The organism is Alkalihalobacillus pseudalcaliphilus, assembly GCF_028610675.1.
Lineage (GTDB): Bacteria > Bacillota > Bacilli > Bacillales > Bacillaceae_D > Alkalihalobacillus > Alkalihalobacillus pseudalcaliphilus.
The window spans coordinates 547,593-566,691 of record NZ_JAQQWS010000001.1 but is presented as its reverse complement, the minus strand read 5'-3'; the positions used below and the strand labels follow the sequence as shown (position 1 = coordinate 566,691).

Genomic DNA, 19,099 nt, shown 5'->3' with positions numbered 1-19,099 from the left:
AACATAGTAATCAAAAGATAGCTGATGAACAATCTATTATCATTAAAAAGTCATGCAAGATCACGAACTTTCAAAGCAGTAGTCATTGAGGTTGGTTACTTTCTCTTTTTAAAAGGATAGGGAGCAAACCGTACATGTGCACCTATCCTTTTACATGTGCACGGAAGTAGCTAATCTGATGACTAGGTGATCCTATTGTGTTTCATTAATCTTCAATTACATTTAGTAAATCCTCTTGAATAGGGCTTTGATCAACAGCTAATCCATCGTATAAGCGAATAACATCACCGTTACGGTCGATTAGAAAGAATCGAGTACTATGCATGATATCATCGTTATCTTCTAACGGTTGCACAGGAGCCAAAAACGCCTCCTCCGAAAATGCGGCTATTTCTTCTTGACTATAACCGGTTGCAAAGTCCCAGGTGTCAAAATTCACACCCATATTTTCCCCGTATTTTTTTAATCTTTCTGGGGCATCTGCATCTGGATCCACAGTAAAAGAAATATATTGAACCGGCAAATTTTCTTCCATTGTAAAATCCTGCAACGCCTGCATATTAGGTGTCATCATCGGGCAAACAGAAGGGCATTCTGTAAAAATAAAATTGGCGATCCAATATGTATCTGATAATGTGCCCGTTGTCATTTCTTCCCCGTGCTGCGTAATAAAATGAAAGTCATTAGGAATGGATGAATTCCCTTCTAAAACGCCTTCAGGTGGACCGCCTACTTGATACACCCAATTACAACCTGTTAGTAATAATGTAGAAGCTAGTAATAGCCATATGTATCTCATCTTCTATTTCCTCCTATCTAATCAAAGCATAGCAGAATCATGTTAAATCCTTGTGAAGTTTTGATTGTTCATTTTATCTTCACAAAGAAACATCACCTCGTTTGTAAGGTGATGTTAGCTGAAAAGTTATTTCACAGCTTAGGATACCTGTTCTTTTGGTAGTAGGGCAAGTTTTGTTGCATATTCCGCATGGAGTTTTGTGGAGTCAAATAATGGAATCAAGGTGTCGTGCTCTGAAATGAGTAATGGAATTTCCGTACATCCTAAAATAACACCTTCCGCTCCACGAGAAGCTAATCGTTCAATAATCGCTTGATAGGATGCTTTTGAATTTGGACATACGATTCCTTGACACAACTCGTCATAGATAACATGATGCACAATGGCTCGGTCTTCCTCAGTAGGAATGATCGTTTCAATTCCATGTTCTTCAAGCTTTTCTTTATAAAAATCCTTTTCCATCGTAAATCGAGTTCCTAATAATCCTATCTTCGAAAAGCCATGACTTTTGATTGACTCAGCAATGACATCAACGATATGGATGAGAGGAATAGAGATCGCTTCTTGGACTTCCTTTGCCATTAAATGCATCGTATTTGTGCAGATAATGACGAGCTCGGCCCCCGCTTTTTCTAATGATTGAGCAGCTGTAATCATTTCTTCTGTTGCTTCCTGCCAACGTCCGTTATTTTGCAATTCTACAACTTCATGAAAATTGAATGAATAAACGAGACATTTTGCTGAGTGAAGCCCTCCGTATTGATTTTTAACGTATTCGTTAATTCTTTTGTAGTAGTCAGCCGTCGATTCCCAGCTTAATCCACCGATTAGACCTATTTTTTTCATCATGATTCCATCACCATCTTATTATTGTATTTGATCTATCATAAATGTATCATGATATACTGGTCTTACATAGAACCAATAAATGAACAAATATATGGTACCAGATCAAAAGGGGTTCGATACGATGTTATGGTTTGAAGTGAACAGAAAGAGTCAAGTTAGCTTAACGAAACAAGTATATCAGCATATTCGAGAACTTATTTTGGACGAGCAATTAATTGAACATACGAGACTTCCTTCTTCTCGTGAAATGGCAGACCAAATCGGTGTATCAAGAAATACGGTGCTAGCCGCTTATGAACAGCTTTTATATGAGGGTTATATCTACATGAAAGAGAAATCAGGCAGCTATGTTGCACCGGGTGTTGCTCTTCAGGTGGGCATAACGACTGATTTTAGACAGACAAAAAGCCATCAGCCAAAAATAGAAAAGATGATTGATTTTAGGGCGGCTCACCCAGCGATCGATCATTTTCCGCGAAAGGTTTGGGGCAAGCTTATTAAAGACATTTGTTATGATATTGATAACGAAATTTTTGGTTATGGAACGTCAAATGGTGAGGAAAAGTTAAGAGCGAGTTTGGCCAATTATTTAGGAAGGACTCGTAGTGTGAAATGTCACCGGGACCAAATCGTCATTACTTCAGGGGCTACACAAGCTTTATACTTAATAACGAGACTCTTAGCAAGTCAAAAAGGTAGAATAGCTGTTGAGGACCCTGTTACCGATGAAATGAGAGGTATTTTTGTGCAAGCCGGGGCGAATCTATTGCCGATTTCTATGGATAATGAAGGAATTATTCCGAGGGAGTTACCGACAGACACAGCTCCGAGCTTTGTTTTTGTGATACCGTCACACCAGTTTCCTACCGGCATTACATTAAGTATTCAAAGGCGAATTCAACTTGTTGAGTATGCAAGGAAAATGAATACGTTTATTGTTGAAGATGATTATGATAGTGAATTTACATATGAAGGAACGGCTGTATCATCGATGCAAAGTCTCGATCCGAATACAGTGATCTATGTCGGAACGTTTAGTAAAATTCTATCGCCGGCGATTAGAATTGGTTATGTTGTATTACCACCAGCTTTAATTGAACCCTTTCAAGCATTAAAATGGTATGCAGATCGTCATACGAGCACTATGGAACAATTAGCGATGGCAAGATTTATTGAAGAAGGTTATTTAGAACAACATATTAGAAAGATGAAACGAATTTATCAAAAAAGAAGGGCTACGTTAGTTGATGAGCTCGCTAAATATTTCCCGAGTTGTAAACTAATTGGGGAGGCAGCTGGTATGCATTTGGTTGTAGAAATGCACAATATTATTTTCGAAAAGAGCTTATTAAAGAAGCTTCAAGAAGCAGATGTTCAAGTGTATCCTGTTGAACATTATGCGATGAAAAAAGGGCATCACTTAAACCAAATCGTTCTCGGTTATGGCAGTTTAACGGAAGATCAAATAAAAGAAGGGGTTTTACGGATTGCGACGGTCATCAACCAGCTTCATTTGTAAAAGTATTAAGGGCTGACAGCGAGGACCATCATTCTTTCTTCTTGCTATTTGAATAAAGGTTAATTTCAATAGAGCAGGGGTATGATATACATGAATATGAAAGATTAAATGGTGGTGTTAAAATGTTAGAATTAAAAAGTCAAAGAAATCATGAAAAGGTGCTCGTTTTTCTCGAATTTGATATGTATAGTCCTACGACTATATTACGTGGGGCGAAGGTAGCCAAAGCTTTTGAATGTGATTTTGAAGTGTTGTTTTTACATGAAGCAGAAAATACATATCATGATGGACCTGAAGTAGAATTGATGAATACAGAGAGTAAAAAGCTTAGTGAAGATTTAGGAGCCAAGCACTTTCAAATCAAAGAGTTTCCTACTTACAATAAGGCCTTTAAACATTTAGTATCCTATATTAAAGAAGGTGGCTTTACCCAAATTGTTTTAACACATGTCGCTGAAAGCCGCTTTGAAGAAATGCTGCACGGTTCTTTTCCAAACTTATTAATGAAGGAAATGCCTCAAGTCGATCTTCATTTCGTCTCACAAAAAGTGGCTTTTCCTTATGAACATTGGAATTATGACCGTGGCGTTTATGCCTATTTAGAACCGACAAATAAAGAGGGTGAATTTATGATCACCTACAAAAAATCAGAACAAACTATTGAAGATGGTGTATTTTTTAAAGAATCTGCTACCGACTTTGATAACGGCATCTTTTTGTCGTTTACAAATGGGAAAAAATTCGATTCCTATCATGTACATGGGTTAAAGGCTAAATTGGTGGCTGACAATGATTCGTAAATAAATAGACACCGAAACACTTACGATTAAATATCGTAAGTGTTTTTTTGCTATGTGTTCTAATATATCTGTTAGGATGTACGTTTTAAAAAAAAGGATGAAAAAGACAGAATAATCATATAAAATATAAGTCGTGGTATAATGATGGTATTGTATTTCCAACTAAGAAAGGTTGATTTTATGAACAGAGTACTAACAGCTCCAACGAATATAAGAGAACTTGCTGTTTTTTTAGAAAAGATGAACAATCAAAAGGAATTTCACATTGGGTTTTGCGGAGAGGACCGCGAGGAAATTTTCGACACATTAATGAATGATTTTTCTGATTTGACAGTAGAAGAATCTTTTATCGTAGCTTACCATGATTCAGTAATCATGGGTGCAATTGGCTTTGATGTAGATATTGAAGGACAATATGCTGAGGTATGGGGACCATTTGTTGTCAATCATGATCATTCATTAGCTCAAGAATTATGGAATCAATTAACCGAAAGAATGCCAAATGAAATAAGCTGCTTCTCATTTTTCATTAATCAAGAAAATCAATTCGTACAAGACTTTGTTCGAGAAAACGGCGGGGTAGATGAAGGTTCTCATATGGTCCTTGATTTAAATAGAGATACATATAAAAATGACAAAAACTCTGATTATGAAGTCTATGCAGAGGATTATCAAAACTCTTTTAGCCAACTACATAATGAAGCATTCCCTAAAACATATTATGACGCTAAAACGATACTCTCTCGTTTACATGAAAACCATCATTTATATGTCGTTAAAGAGAACGAGAAAGAAATAAAAGGTTATGTTTATATAGAAGCTAACCCTAAGCACCAGGAAGCAAATATTGAATATGTAGCTGTAAATTCAAAATACAGAAGGCAAGGTGTTGGAAGAATTCTCATTGCTGCTGCCTTAAAACAAATATTTTCCTATGCTAGTATCGAAGAAATAACTATTTGTGTAAGTAGCGACAATACAGCCGCTATTAACTTATATCGCTCTCTTGGTTTTCGCGTAAAATATGAATTAGTCAGTTATGAAAGCCGTATAAAATCTCCATCATCGTAAATTCCGTATACATTTTGGACATACATGGTTTAATCTCAAAAAATCGCTAAAGACTCTCTAAAAATAGTATTCCTAGTTTTATGAAGAGCTCCTTGGGTATACATACACTAGGAGGCGATACAAATGAAACCAACACATAAGGAATTCACAAATGACGAAGAAGTAATAACGGTCGTTAATCAATTAAAAACTCAAAACATCTCCGAAGATGATATTTATGTGATTACCCATGATGATGACAGAACGAATCGTGTAGCAGACCAAGCCGATGCCAACAAGGTATCCGTATCTGAAACAGGACTTGGCACGAGCATAAAAAATGTATTCCGAAAAAAAGGTGATGAATTACGAGCGAAATTTGAAGAGCTTGGTTACTCATCTGTAGAAGCAGAAGCGTTAGAAGAAAGATTGGACCAAGGTAAAATTATCGTGATTGTCACAAACCAAGAGCAACTTGTTCGTTTTTAATAATCGTATTAGAACCCTATGACTCTCGATGAGTACTAGGGTTCTTTTTGATTTTGTTCAAGAATCGGACTGAACAGCAATCATGACGTAACGTTTCATGATAAAATAAGTGGTGAATGATTATGATTTAGTGAAGGATGTTAGAGTGCTCATGTAAGGTAATGTTTTCACTGTCTAGTAACAGTGTTTTGAAATTGAGGAGGTATGATTTTACGACTTGGAAGCAGAATTTAAAGTCACATATATTTTAGAAAAGGTCCTTTTATGCAGCAATCCATCACTTAAGAAAATATAAGCAAACCTTAAAGGAGATTTATCGTGAACTGCTTTTAGATGGTATGAAATGATTGTTTTTTAAGTGAGCTAAACAGGAGATTGGTAATGTATTATACAGTATGACCAGTTATATGAATGGTCAAGAAAAAGGAGCCAATGGAGTGTGAAAAAATTGCATTTAAAAAATACCGATAAAACCTTGTTTAATGAAGTACGTACCCATGTCAAAAATAGTGCTAATAGATTGGGTAGTGGAGCAGCTCTGTGTATGATTCATAACGATAAAATCATTACGGAATCTTATTTTGGTAAACAGTCAAATGCAAAAGATGCACGAGATGTTCAAGCGGACACACAATTTCATATTGCATCTGTTAGGAAGACGTATATAGGGTTTGCGGCTGCCTACGCCGTATATCATGATTACTTTTCGATTGATGATCCAATAAGTATATATATGGAAGATGCTAATTTAGCGGTCTATGAAGGAATCACCGTTCGTCACTTATTAACCCATACTCATGGGCTTAAAATAGTTAATGGAGAGTTAGTTCGTGAATATAACCCAGGTGAATCATGGGCATATAGAGGACCCAGTATCGAATTACTAACGGCGATTATAAAAAAAACAACGGGAAAGTCTGTGGCTGACATTTTAAGAGAGCAGGTCTATGAACCTTTAGGCTTTATATCAACAGAGTGGATAAAGATGAGTGAGCCACATTTAAAGATTGCTGATACGATTCGAGATGCAAACAATCCTTTTTGGGTAGAGACAGATAACATCGACGGCTCAGATATGAATATGTATGTGTCGGCAAGAGAGCTTGCCTTATGGGGGTATCTTCATTTAAGGGAAGGGGAATGGGAAGGAAAACAGGTAATCCCTAGAGACATTATAAAAATGGCTACAGCTATTCAAACACCAAACGAAAGACTTCCAATCGAAAAGAATGGATTTTTGTGGTTTGTGAAAGGTTCAAACCAGCCTTTTAGCCAAATAGGCGATGCCGTTCCAAAAGGCTCTTTTCAATTACTTGGATACACCAATGTAGCACTTCTTGTAATTCCAGAGGAAAACGTAGTAGCAGTCAGAACGTTTAACCGTTATGGCTCACCTGAGAATTACGATTACTTGAGTGACATTCGTTCCTTTGGAGATGTGGTTTCTAAATGTTCGATTAAGGCAAGGACGGAAGAATGATAGGTTAGAATAGGTGGATTTTTAAGGTGAGATAGTCATTACACCTAGGAGGTTTTTAAATGAGAAAGTACACATGCCCTTGTTGTGGTTATAAGACGCTTGCTGAAGCAGTACGGGATAGTTATGACATATGTGAGGTTTGTTATTGGGAAGATGATTTCGTTCAAAATGAAGATCCAGACTATGGAGGTGGAGCTAATCAAGTTTCTTTGAGACAAGCACAAAGGAATTTCCTCACCTTTGGAGCAAGTGAGCTAACATATAAAGAGCTTGTAGTGGAACCAGGTTCAAAAGGTTATGAAAAAGATCGAGATTTTAAGGTGTTTTCATAAAAGAAACGGAACTTTCACCTCAATGAGAGCTCATTAAGAATTCTCTTAAAATGATGTGATGAAATCTAACTTAATTAAAGATGGCTTTAAAAGTAAAGTATACAATATATCAATTAGAATGATTTTTACAAAAGCGAGGGATTTGCATTGTCAAAACAAATTAGTATAGAAGAGATAAAAGAGCTTAGCTCTGTTCAAATCAATGAATTGTGTGACTTGTTAATAAAAGTAGTAGAAGACGATGCGTCGATAGGCTTTTTAGCACCTTTAAAGAAAGACGTCGCAACCGAATATATTAAATCGGTTATAACTCCTTCGAATTTATTACTTGTAGCAAAAATAAATGAAAAAATAGTTGGAAGTGTCCAATTGGAACTAGCGACCAAACAAAATGCTACACATAGAAGTGAGATTGCGAAGTTGATGACACATCCAGATTACAGACGAAAGGGTATTGGACGTCAATTGATGGTAAAAGCAGAAGAAATCGCTCGTGAACATAATCGCTCTTTAATGATATTAGATACAAGGAAGGGTGACGCTTCAAATTATCTATATCAGTCACTAGGTTATCTAGAAGCCGGGCAAATACCTAATTATGCTTTATCCAGTACAGGCAAACTAGACACAACCGTTTATTACTACAAGGTATTGGACCAAAACTATTTACATACTTTTTAAATAGCCCATTTAGTAAGACGGCAAGATTGTTAGATAATTACACTGAGCGTTGTTGTAAATAGAAAAGTAACAATTAATTCATAATATTTTAAATATTGATACCTGTTTGAATGTGACTTGTTGTAGTAACAATCCTTATTTTTTTACTATCAATATTTTCATGAATGTTCAGTCAGGGGTTTATTAAACGTAACATAAAAAGAACAAATGGAATGTTGTTCACGGATTGAGGCAAATCTATAGGAAAATCATAAATGATAGCACTTGTGATCATATTCGCATCCCATGTTCATGCTAGTACCCACAAGTGCTATACTCTTAATAATCCCGGATAATGTTAGAGTAATAATTGTACAAAAAATAGTAAGAACTTAAATCAAGTTCTTGATACAATATTTGATAAAATATCTTTTCTAGAGGCCCAAATAGAAGGGGCTAAAAAGGCACTCATACCAATTATTGGTGATAATAGTAAAATTGTAAAAGACGCATTAATTGGTAAAGTAATAATTTTGCTATTAAAAGACAAGTTCAGGTGAATAGAAATCCATAAGGATATCATAACGGCAATACTACCACAAATAGTCGATAATACTGCACCCTCTATTATTAAAGAGTAGGTTTGTCTTTTTTTACTTAAGCCAATGGCTCTTAAGGTAGATAGCTCTGGTAGTCTTTCTTTGATACTACTAATTGAGTTATTCATTAAACCAATAATAGATAAACCTATCATGAAGGCAGCAGCTAAAACTAAAATAATCAACCGTTGGTTATATTGTTCTAAAAATTCATTTACTGACTCATACCGGTTATAAATGGCAACTTCTTTCTGAAGACTCAGCTCATTAATTATAGACTCTAATATCTTTTGATCAATTATCTCACTCTCACTAGAATTAATTAGTAATTCTGAATGACTCACAATTCCAAATATATCTTCCATCTGAAAAGAACTTAATAAAAGTGTAAAATCAGTTTCTTCCCCTAGCATACTACTATTATCAATAATCATCCCAATTCTAATTTGATAAGTATCATTACTTACTTCATCGAGTACTTCTACTACATCTCCAATGGTGTAACCCGTAATATTCGCTGTCCTTAAAGTAATGATAGCCTCATCAGCTTCTAGTGCATTTATATCTTTTCGCCCTTCTATGGTATGTGTGGTGTTCATTAACGTTTCTATATCAGTACCGACTACCCTAACCAAGGCTTGCCGTGTATTAGATTCTTCAATTGAATAAAGCCCAGCTTCCTGATTTGGTAAATTTAAAGTCAGCCCCATTACTGGCTTAGTAAAAAACAATGAATGCTTATCAACATTGTCTAATTCAATTAATCGATTAAATAACTCTGAAGTAAATCCTTCAGAATTTATCCTTTCATTTCCGTAAGCCATTTCTGTGACTTTATAATCAGTTGGATTGAGGTTAAATAACTGGTTTATTGATGTTTTCTTCATACTTTCTAAAGTAGTAAAACCTATAATGCTAATTGAAATACTTATCAATAAAATGACCGCGATTTGCTTGTTTTTTTGTATCTGTTTTAATGCATTAAGTGGTGTCAACTTCAAATAATTGTCAACCTTGAATTTATCCATAAAAAAGATACATGTCTTAAAACCGTAATGTAAAAAATAAGTAGTAGAAAGTATCATTAAACTAAATAGAGCAATAATAGAAAGGATATGCAAAGTTGGATGATTGATAAGAATACTAGACAGAGATATAAAAATACACAGTATGAATCCTGTCATGAAATTCCTATGTTTAATTCGATAGATTGCATGACTCTTACTAGAGTTTTGGTAAACTTCAATAGGTGGAGATTGGCTGGCTTTCATAGCTGGGATAGAAGAAGAGGCTATCATAAGCAGCATGTAGATAATACTATAGAGAATTATGTTTAACCAAGGTATTGATACATTAGTGATTTCTATATCAACAAATGACAGTGAGTTTTTAAGTATTAGTAAAGGAGCGATAATCCCTACACCTATACCAATTAACAAGCCTATACTACCAATAATAAACGATTCCAATAGGCTTAAATGAAAAATCTTTCTTTTAGAGGCACCAATAATTCTCATCAAAGCATATTGTTTCAGCCGATTCTGAGTAGATATTTGAAGAATGCTAATTAAAAGCATCCCACTGATAATAAGAATAGCCACATTAAGTGCGGTTAATATTGGATAGAGGCCACCTATATTTTCGCGTTGCTCATCAGCCTCGTTTAGAAAATCTATATTTAAGTTTGGGTTAATCATATTAATTTGTTCACCAACTATTTGTTTAGATCGATAGGAGTCTAGACTAAGCATTAACATATTTGGACCTTCTCTAGTTACGGATACTAACCAATCATAATTAAAAACTAACACTCGTTTTAAATACTCTCTATCCTCAGACAACCCAACTACTTTTACTTGCTGCTCTTTATTAGGTGGGAAAGGAAGTTGAATTAAATCGCCCACATTAATATCCTTTGATTTTGCATAAGACGGTGAAACAATCACTTCGGCTGGGCCAGGGATATCTTGCTCACCAATCTCAACCATAGTCGTTTCATATGCAAGCGGTTCATTTCTAAAACCTACATAAATATCATCGTGCATTTCGTATTCGATTTCCATACCAAGATAAGGATAGGAAACTGGTGTGAGTTCTTTAACCTGATCAAGGCTTCTAATTTGATTGATATCATTACTTGAGACCGGGTCTTTTGATTCATGCGAAAGATTTAGTTGATGTCCAACATATAAATCAATTTCTCCGTAAAGTTCCTTTACAGAAATCTCATTCGACTCTTCAATTGAAGCAATAAAGATTTGGGAAGAGGTAATGATGATAGCCCCTAAGCTAATCCCAAAAATGATTAGGAGATTTCGGAATTTCTGTTCATATACTAGTTGGAAAGCTAGTTTAATTAATTTCATTTGTGTTCTCTCCCAATACCATTAAGTAATTGTGATAAATAGATGACTTTCGTCTCATGACTATCTAATTTAGATAAAATTTGCTCTTTGACAATATAACCATCATGCATCATTAAGACCCTATCGGCATGAGCAGCGACGTTGGCATCATGCGTAACCGTTATTATCGTTTGATTATGTTCAGTATTCAATCTTTGTAACTGTTTCATGACCAACGTGGACGTATTTGAATCAAGGCTTCCTGTAGGTTCATCAGCTAACAATATTTCAGGCTGATTGATCAAAGCTCTGGCAATGGCAACACGTTGTTGTTGTCCACCAGATAGTTCTGCAGGGAAGGATTTTGCTAAGTGCCTAATGCCTAAATCATTCAAAATGCTCATTGCTCTATCTGTAAAAGCATTTTTACTTTGTTTTTCCTTAGTGAAGTATTTAGGTAGTGTGATGTTATCAATTACATTCATTACTGGAATCAAATGAAAGTACTGAAAGATAAATCCATAGTATTTATTTCTCATCGAAGTTAATTGGTGATCATCGAGCTCATTTAAATTAATATCATTGAAAAACAAAGAGCCTTTAGTAGGTTTATCTAAACCTGAGATAATGTTAAGAAGAGTAGATTTCCCAGAGCCACTCGTTCCCATTATGGCAGTAAATGATCCTTTCTCAAAAGTGACATCAACGGATTTTAACGCGTATACACTGTTTTTTTCATGTTCACCAAATCTTTTTGTAATGGAATGTCCTGTTAATATGTTCATTATTAAAACCTCCTTGCAATAACTCTAACCATGAAATATAAATTGACTATATTTCATTTATAAGCGATTTATAAATGAATAATTAAGAAACGTTTATAAATGACTAATTGAATTCATTAATTTGTAATAATATACTTGAAATGGAAAGGGAGGATGAAAAGTTTGTTAAAAACAAATATATTGTTAGTTGATGATCAGCAAGATATTTTAGAGCTAATGAGTGATTACTTAGAAGCGGGTGGATACAATATCTATACGTCGTCTAACTCTGAGGAAGCATTAGCAATTTTAAAACAAAGTTTAGTAGATATTATTCTATTAGATGTGATGATGCCTGGTGAGGATGGATTTTCACTGTGTAAAAAAATACGTGAATTTAGTACAATACCAATTTTATTTCTTAGTGCAAGAGACGGTGATATTGATAAAATAAGAGGCTTGACAATTGGAGCAGATGATTACATAACTAAATCTTCTAGCCCTGCGGAAGTAGTAGCTCGTGTTAATGCCACTAGTAGGAGACAGCAATTTAATAGTAAACGAAATAACGATCAAAGAGGAGGCACTTCAGTAGTGCATATTGACCATTCTTCTATGGAAATTTACATTTTAGGAAAGAAAGTTGACATGAGCATCAATGAATTTAGATTGTTTTCTTACTTATATTCAAATATAGGGAATGTTCTTTCTTATGACCAAATTTTACAAAGAGTATGGAGAGATGAATATTATGACCCGCAAATTATTAGAGTATACATAACTAAGTTAAGAGACAAATTAGCTGAATATAATCATATTTTAAAGTTAAAAAATATTAGAACACTAGGTTATCGCTTAATTATGGTAGATGAAGATGCAGAATGAGAAATCATTCCCTATTAATTGGCTTTTAGTCTTTTTTTCAATTTGTTTAATTGCCATTCCTCTTATTTTATTAAGGATATATGATAGTGTATTGCATGATTATTTTAGTGAATCTAATTATTTTGATAACCCAAACATTTGGCTGAGAGATCAATTGTTAATCGAGGAAATTTTTAATCAGTCTCAGGAAAAAATACAGCATTTACATAATGTGTTAGAGAAAGAGGGGGTTAATGTTGAAATTTTTAATGCCTCTAACGAGTTAATTTATAAAAATATACGCGACGAACAAGGAGCTATCATCGATAACCATGGGAATTTAATCACAGAATCTTCATATAAGACAACCGTATTAGATATAAATAACCAAATATTAGGTTATATTTACACAAGTCCGAATGCTCAAAATTTAGCCATTAAAAATTCTAGCTCAAGTGAGTCCGTTATGATGCTAATGATAATAATTGTTATCCTTATCATCTTATTCGCCTTTTTATTCTTAGTCAGAAAAGAAATGATTAAGCCAATTATTGCATTAAATAAGGCTTTTAAAGAAATAGCTAATGAAAACCATTCTATAAAAGTTATGACCTCGAGAATACGAGAAATTAATAATTTATCTTCAGGATATGAGGAAATGAATCAGCACTTAGCTACTTTAAAAAAACAAAGAAGTCAGTATGAAAACGACCGAAATTTATTTGTTTCATCGATTGTACATGATTTAAGGACGCCATTATTCGGTTTAAAAGGCTATTTGGCAGGTTTGACAAATGGATTAGCCACAAGTGAAGAAAAAAGAGAAAAGTATATTCGAAAAGCGGAAATTCAAGCATTTAAAATGGACCAATTATTAAGTTTATTAGCAAAGTATAATCGCTCTTATTACCTAAGTAAGCATATTTCAAAAGAAAAAATAGATCTAAACATATTGATAAAAGACATACTAAATGGTTTAGAGTATCAAAAACAACAAAAAAAGTTAAGAGCAATTGTAAAAATCGGACCAATTAGCATTCATGCCGATCATTTTTTACTGTATCAAGCAATTGAGAATATTATCTCCAATGCCATTAGATTTAGTCCAATAAACGGAATTATCAATATCACAGCAAAAGAAGATAACAATTGGTTAAGTATTTTTATAAAAGATCAAGGTCATGGAATAGCTGATTCAGATATTGAACATGTTTTGAAGCCATTATATCAATCAGAACAATCCCGAAAGGATAGTAGTCATATTGGCCTTGGTTTAGCTATTAGTAAGAAGAATATAGAAAGTCATGGAGGAACTATCATTTTAAAAAATAGGGAAGAAGGAGGGTTAGAAGTTACATTGTTATTAAGGAGAGATTAAGAAACTTTAGAGAAGTTGTATATTAAAGTAATTTCAATGTTTACATTCCAAACATTAAGCATGAAATTAATTATTTTCACACTCATTTGTCATATTGTCCTAGTTGCTTGAGCGAAGGATATCATAGTATTTTGCACCAAATTAAATTCTTTGATCACTGCACTTTTCATCCTAAACAGAAATTAATTGATAGGTGTGTAAAATGCAACCAATTAATGCCAGAATACCTTATTAATAAAGGCAACTCAGAGGCTTTTCGTTGCACCAAGTGGATACGGATTTCTTGATTCAGAAAACATAAGATCCATATTTTTATCATGGGAAAAGCAGCCTAAAATACAAAATAAAATTATAAAATCTTGGCTTAAATTACCTCGAAATAAAAGTACTGTCTACTTGAATAGCATTATTCAGGATATAAGTGAAAAATTTTCTTGTCCTTTTAATAGGAGGGTTAAATACCCATCTTTTAAATCACCGATAAGAATTGCTATGGATAAAAGGAGTTATTAATGATGTTCATTAATTAATAGAAACGAAATGGAGTATAATTTGCAATGGAGGAGGTGTATTTTAATGCGTGTTGCTGCTATTTACGATATTCATGCAAACTATTCGGCATTAAAAACAGTTTTAGAAGATATTAGAAAAGCTAATATTGATCAAGTTGTAGTAGGTGGGGATTTAGCTTGGGGACCCGAACCACGTCAAGTAATGGATCTTTTGATGGACTATAAGGATGAGTTTATTTTTATTAGAGGTAACGCTGATCGTGAAGTATCTTATCGTCATGGGAAAGAACAAGGATTGGATGACTTTACAACTGAATTAAATCACTGGTGTGCAGATCAATTGACAGAAGAGCAATTAAGATTCCTAAAGAGTTTACCAGAAAAAACTACTTTGAGCATTGATGGCTTGGGAGAAGTCTTATTTGTGCATGGTTCTCCCCGTAGCGATGAAGAGGCGATTAGAATAAATACTACTGATAACGAAATTCGACCAATGATTAAAAATGTCTCACAAAATATTATCGTTTGTGGTCATACCCACATCCAGTTTGATCGCAATGTTAATGATAAACGCATTATAAATGCGGGAAGTGTTGGATTACAAAGTCGAGCAAATGGAGCCTGTTGGGCTTTACTCGGTCCAGAAGTTGAATTAAAGGTAACTCCATATGATACAAAAAGGGCTTCCGAAAGAATTCTTGAAACTAACACGCCTTACAAAGAAGATTTTGCTGAACATTACTTAAATCCACCTCATGAGGGGCCTTAATTAAAAATTGCACTTTAAGTAATAAATATGAACGTTAGTAATAAGATTGTGAAAAAGTGTAATCTAACGGACAGTTTGGTTCAATAAGATATATTATTAAGATATATAAAAATTCGGGCAACTAATATGATATAAAAAAAATAAGGGGTATTATATAATGACTGTAGATGGAGATTTTTACATAAGAAGCTATCAGGAACAAGACTGGGATTCAGTAGTACTATTATATAAAAAATTGATCAAATACGAAGAAAATGTGATCTATTGGTGGCCGGGTCCAGTAAACACCTGGGATGATGTACACTGTATTTTTAACAAAGGATTTATGATTGCAAAAGGACATGTGCAAGCGATTAATTTGGTTGCGGAAGATTATCAAGGAGATGCCAACCATTTAATCTATTTAAATATTAAAGTTGATCCGGATTGGGAAAGTCATAATGAGATTAGGGACATCCTTTACGAACGTTTACTACAAAGGGCTAAATTACTTAAGAATAAACTACCACCACAGTTTCCTACAAAATTATGTGTGGGTAACTATGCAAGTGAAATAAAAGAAAATTCTTATTTTGAATCAAGAGGATTTACACATTTTGAGAGTCTTTATTGGATGAATATTGAAATAGATAAAGATTTATCCCCAACAAACTTTAAGCTAACTAGTGAAAATATAATACATTGGAATATGAACACCTACGAAGAAGAAATAAAATATTTGCAGGCGGAAAATGAAATTTGGTCAGAAAATCCTACAGGATTACAGAAATTACGTGAATTTAAGAGTAATCCATATTGGACTTCAATTACTGCTTTTTACAACACTGAAATTATTGGCAGTGTTATGGCTTGGAAGGAATCAGATGAGAATATAGGCACAATAGAAAATGTTTTTGTTAAGCCTGATTGGAGAAGTTGTGGTCTTGCAAAACATTTAATAACAGAAGGAATCCGTCATTTACAAAAATGCAATCTTGATTACATACAGCTTCTTGTAGAAACTAAAAATGAATCTGCATTAAAACTTTATAAATCCATTGGATTTGAAATTAAAAAAGAAGAAAAGAGATATTGGATTAATATGTAGGGGGATACCAAGAGAATGAAATCTTTAACCGACTTTGAAAAAATGATAAAAAGAGATAAAATTGATAGTGTCCTTGTACAGAAGAATAATACCGTGATTATTGAATATTATCGAAACAAAAAAATGAAAGAAAAACAATATAAAATATATTCTGTCACAAAAAGCGTCTTATCCGCACTGATTGGAATTGCGATTGACAAAGGTTTTATCGAAAATGTTAACACACCGATAGTTCATTACTTTCCGGAATTTAATAAAGATAAAGAAAATGGGAGAATTACAATTAAGCATCTGCTGACAATGACTTCAGGATTACACTGGCCAGGTAATAATGGTATGATACCCAGCAAAAATTGGGTCCATTTTGTACTGCAGCAGGAAATTGATCATACTCCTGGAAATGAAATGGTCTACAGTTGTGGTTCTTCACAATTATTAAGTGCAATCTTACAAAAGACTACGGGATTAAATACAGAAGTTTTCGCTAAAAAGTATCTATTTACACCTCTAGGAATAACAGATTATAAGTGGAACCATGATGCTCAAGGAATAGCCATTGGTGGATTTGGATTAACGATGAAGACGGTTGATATGCTAAAAATTGGTACTCTATATATAAAAAATGGAGTATGGAAATCCAAACAAATCGTATCATATCATTGGATTGAGGAATCTACAAGTGCAAAGGTCAAAACTGATGATAATTATTCATATGCATATCATTGGTGGAACCTAACATCCGACAATCAACTAGGTACAATTTTTTTGGCGATTGGACATGAAGGACAGTATATTATTATCGCACCTGACTATCAATTGGTAACGGTTTTCACAAGTAGTTTTAAAGATGGTGCAACAAGACCTTTACAATATTTTAAGGACTATCTATTAGAAGGGTAGATGAGAAATCAATATCGTTAGTGTCATTTATATTTTATTTGCGCTCTTTCTTATAATGATTCTCACATTCGAAAGCCGAGAGTTATATAAGGGAGTTAGATGACAAATATGAAGCACTAGACGCAGCACAATTAAAAGGTGATGTATACGATCAGATTCTAACTGAATCACACGTCTTAGGACAAAACTGGCGAGTTTCTAAAAATAGCCCTTTAAGTATCACAACCTTTGAAAAACTACCATAAGCAAGAATTTGAAGTAATTATCCGATTATTCGCATTTATTGATGGGGAACAGATGGGCAAAACGGATAAATAAAGCTAAATCCTAAGCTCTTTTTCATTAATGATTGGCGATGTATATTTTGAATAAATGGCACTAACGCTCTAAGATTATTCATGATTGGGGATTTTCATACAGAAGAATTCAAATATCTAGAGGCTATTGTTAACGTAATCTCGAAATAAAGGTAAAGGGACTTGGTTTTGGTGGGGGGTTGTGTAATGCACATAAAAACAAAAAGGTTATTGATACGAGAATTTGAATTTAATGATTGGCAAGCAGTATATGAGTATACGTCAAATATTCATGTTATGAAGTATATACCTGAAGGGGTTTTTACTGAAGAAAATGCAAAAGAATTTGTAAATAAAAACAAAGGTGATAACGCTGAAAAATTTCCAGTAGTCCTAATAGATAAAGATGTACTGATAGGACATATTGTTTTTTATAAGTATTTTGGTGAGCATACTTATGAGATTGGATGGGTGTTTAATCCCACATTCCAAAATAGAGGGTATGCCTCTGAAGCAGCACAAGCTATCTTAGAATATGGTTTTAAAGAAATGAATGTACATAGAATTATAGCTACGTGTCAACCTGAGAATATTCCATCATATAGAGTTATGGAGAAGATTGGAATGAGAAGAGAAGGCTTTTTTAAAAAATGTATTCCAAAAGGCAATGTATGGTGGGATGAATATTACTATGCTATTTTAGCTGAAGAGTGGAAGTGAGCAAAAAAATATTCTATGATGGAAATAGATATTGTTCGTGTTTTGAGCATATCAATTCGTGTCAGGCTCGTGGGTGATTCGCATTTAGTAGGAATAAAAGCGAACTTTATTCGGTGTTTCTATTTAAATCATTCGCTAACCTACAAGTTGTCCGTTGAAGACATTCTTATGACACGGAAATCCTATTAAATTGGGATTTTTTCTTTTTGTCATAAGAATGTCTTCAAAAAAAATATACAAACAATCTTATGACATCTCGGAAATTGAAGACATCCTTATGACATCTCGGGAGCGAAAAATAAACAACGTTGAATATTTATACAAAAAAGTATATGTGAAATTCTCTAGAGGAAATCAAAAAAGTCTTACACTAGATGTGGTAAAAATACACAGCTTTGATTACAATCGAATCTTTGATGAACCTATCCTGGATAATTGGGGTTCTTGTCTATTATTTCTTCAGTATTTACTTTTATTACATAGAGAAAAAAGGAGTAAGTTTATTAAATCTCTTTTTTAAGTGATTTTCTTTTAAATACTCTATTTCTAGATTAACAAGTTAAATAGCCTCAAAAGTATAAAAAGAGAATTTCATCTGATTTGAGATTTTTAGTTTAAAACCTTTAAGCTGTGGCAACTATTAATCTAATAAATAAATTAAGTAAGGAGTAAGATAATGGACTATATATACATTAAATTACCAAAGTGCCACGTTTATCTAACACAAGGAGAGATAATGACTCTATTACAACAAAATCCTGATATTTATATTACAGCCATTAAGAGAGGAAAGACCATCCAAAGAAGTATTAACTTAAATAAAAGAGCAGAAGAAAAAAAATTTGATAAAAAAGACATTTAAATTTCTGATTATTGCGAATATAATT

The 19,099-nt window shown here is 33.7% G+C and carries 18 protein-coding genes; 14 read left to right on the top strand and 4 right to left on the bottom strand.

Translation table 11 applies throughout. The features are described 5' to 3' along the window. Nucleotides 1–205: 205 nt before the first annotated feature. Both PQ479_RS02770 and PQ479_RS02765 read right to left on the bottom strand, forming a co-directional pair. Nucleotides 206–799: an SCO family protein gene (locus PQ479_RS02770; protein WP_047989122.1), complete on the bottom strand. Its 594-nt coding sequence runs from the start codon at nucleotides 797–799 to the stop codon at nucleotides 206–208. 138 nt (nucleotides 800–937) lie between these two features. After that, a complete protein-coding gene (locus PQ479_RS02765; protein WP_337957082.1) occupies nucleotides 938–1,648 on the bottom strand; it encodes an aspartate/glutamate racemase family protein in 711 nt (236 codons plus the stop codon). A gap of 121 nt (nucleotides 1,649–1,769) precedes the next feature. Between PQ479_RS02765 and pdxR the strand changes: the two genes are divergently transcribed. The 7 genes from pdxR to PQ479_RS02730 all read left to right on the top strand — a co-directional run bounded on the left by pdxR (nucleotide 1,770) and on the right by PQ479_RS02730 (nucleotide 7,999). Continuing rightward, nucleotides 1,770–3,167, top strand: coding sequence for a MocR-like pyridoxine biosynthesis transcription factor PdxR (gene pdxR / locus PQ479_RS02760; RefSeq protein ID WP_047989123.1), 1,398 nt, complete (start codon nucleotides 1,770–1,772; stop codon nucleotides 3,165–3,167). Between the two features lie 122 nt (nucleotides 3,168–3,289). After that, a complete protein-coding gene (locus PQ479_RS02755) occupies nucleotides 3,290–3,967 on the top strand; it encodes an adenine nucleotide alpha hydrolase family protein (protein WP_047989124.1) in 678 nt (225 codons plus the stop codon). Between the two features lie 180 nt (nucleotides 3,968–4,147). Beyond that, nucleotides 4,148–5,038: a GNAT family N-acetyltransferase gene (locus tag PQ479_RS02750; RefSeq protein ID WP_047989125.1), complete on the top strand. Its 891-nt coding sequence runs from the start codon at nucleotides 4,148–4,150 to the stop codon at nucleotides 5,036–5,038. Between the two features lie 123 nt (nucleotides 5,039–5,161). Beyond that, the gene (locus tag PQ479_RS02745; RefSeq protein ID WP_047989126.1) at nucleotides 5,162–5,506 is read left to right on the top strand and encodes a YflT domain-containing protein; all 345 of its coding nucleotides are present in this window, start codon (nucleotides 5,162–5,164) and stop codon (nucleotides 5,504–5,506) included. Between the two features lie 439 nt (nucleotides 5,507–5,945). Further along, nucleotides 5,946–6,986 carry a serine hydrolase domain-containing protein gene (locus PQ479_RS02740; RefSeq protein ID WP_273716744.1) on the top strand — a complete coding sequence of 347 codons (1,041 nt, stop codon included), beginning with the start codon at nucleotides 5,946–5,948 and terminating at the stop codon, nucleotides 6,984–6,986. A 59-nt stretch (nucleotides 6,987–7,045) separates the two neighbouring features. Continuing rightward, the gene (locus PQ479_RS02735; RefSeq protein ID WP_047989127.1) at nucleotides 7,046–7,318 is read left to right on the top strand and encodes a CPCC family cysteine-rich protein; all 273 of its coding nucleotides are present in this window, start codon (nucleotides 7,046–7,048) and stop codon (nucleotides 7,316–7,318) included. A gap of 147 nt (nucleotides 7,319–7,465) precedes the next feature. After that, nucleotides 7,466–7,999, top strand: coding sequence for a GNAT family N-acetyltransferase (locus PQ479_RS02730; RefSeq protein WP_047989128.1), 534 nt, complete (start codon nucleotides 7,466–7,468; stop codon nucleotides 7,997–7,999). Nucleotides 8,000–8,375: 376 nt separating this feature from the next. On the opposite strand, the gene PQ479_RS02725 is transcribed toward PQ479_RS02730, so the two are convergent. Next, nucleotides 8,376–10,943 (bottom strand): ABC transporter permease, encoded by a 2,568-nt coding sequence (locus PQ479_RS02725; protein ID WP_047989129.1) that lies wholly within the window; start codon nucleotides 10,941–10,943, stop codon nucleotides 8,376–8,378. After that, entirely contained in the window at nucleotides 10,940–11,707 is a 768-nt protein-coding gene (locus PQ479_RS02720; RefSeq protein WP_047989130.1) for an ABC transporter ATP-binding protein, read from the bottom strand. The genes PQ479_RS02725 and PQ479_RS02720 overlap by 4 nt, the downstream gene beginning before the upstream one ends. Nucleotides 11,708–11,869: 162 nt before the next feature. Here PQ479_RS02720 and PQ479_RS02715 point away from each other — a divergent pair, with 162 nt between their 5' ends. The 7 genes from PQ479_RS02715 to PQ479_RS02685 all read left to right on the top strand — a co-directional run bounded on the left by PQ479_RS02715 (nucleotide 11,870) and on the right by PQ479_RS02685 (nucleotide 19,074). Continuing rightward, the gene (locus PQ479_RS02715) at nucleotides 11,870–12,571 is read left to right on the top strand and encodes a response regulator transcription factor (RefSeq protein WP_053070418.1); all 702 of its coding nucleotides are present in this window, start codon (nucleotides 11,870–11,872) and stop codon (nucleotides 12,569–12,571) included. Continuing rightward, nucleotides 12,561–13,928 (top strand): sensor histidine kinase, encoded by a 1,368-nt coding sequence (locus tag PQ479_RS02710; protein WP_047989132.1) that lies wholly within the window; start codon nucleotides 12,561–12,563, stop codon nucleotides 13,926–13,928. The genes PQ479_RS02715 and PQ479_RS02710 overlap by 11 nt, the downstream gene beginning before the upstream one ends. 576 nt (nucleotides 13,929–14,504) lie before the next feature. Beyond that, on the top strand, nucleotides 14,505–15,209 hold the full coding sequence (locus PQ479_RS02705; RefSeq protein WP_047989133.1) for a metallophosphoesterase family protein: 705 nt from the start codon (nucleotides 14,505–14,507) through the stop codon (nucleotides 15,207–15,209). Nucleotides 15,210–15,366: 157 nt separating this feature from the next. Further along, entirely contained in the window at nucleotides 15,367–16,296 is a 930-nt protein-coding gene (locus tag PQ479_RS02700) for a GNAT family N-acetyltransferase (RefSeq protein WP_047989134.1), read from the top strand. A 15-nt stretch (nucleotides 16,297–16,311) separates the two neighbouring features. Further along, on the top strand, nucleotides 16,312–17,196 hold the full coding sequence (locus PQ479_RS02695; RefSeq protein WP_047989135.1) for a serine hydrolase domain-containing protein: 885 nt from the start codon (nucleotides 16,312–16,314) through the stop codon (nucleotides 17,194–17,196). Nucleotides 17,197–17,699: 503 nt separating this feature from the next. Further along, nucleotides 17,700–18,212, top strand: a complete 513-nt coding sequence (locus PQ479_RS02690; protein ID WP_047989136.1) for a GNAT family N-acetyltransferase — start codon at nucleotides 17,700–17,702, stop codon at nucleotides 18,210–18,212. A 676-nt stretch (nucleotides 18,213–18,888) separates the two neighbouring features. Continuing rightward, nucleotides 18,889–19,074, top strand: a complete 186-nt coding sequence (locus PQ479_RS02685) for a hypothetical protein (RefSeq protein ID WP_047989137.1) — start codon at nucleotides 18,889–18,891, stop codon at nucleotides 19,072–19,074. Nucleotides 19,075–19,099: the final 25 nt, after the last annotated feature.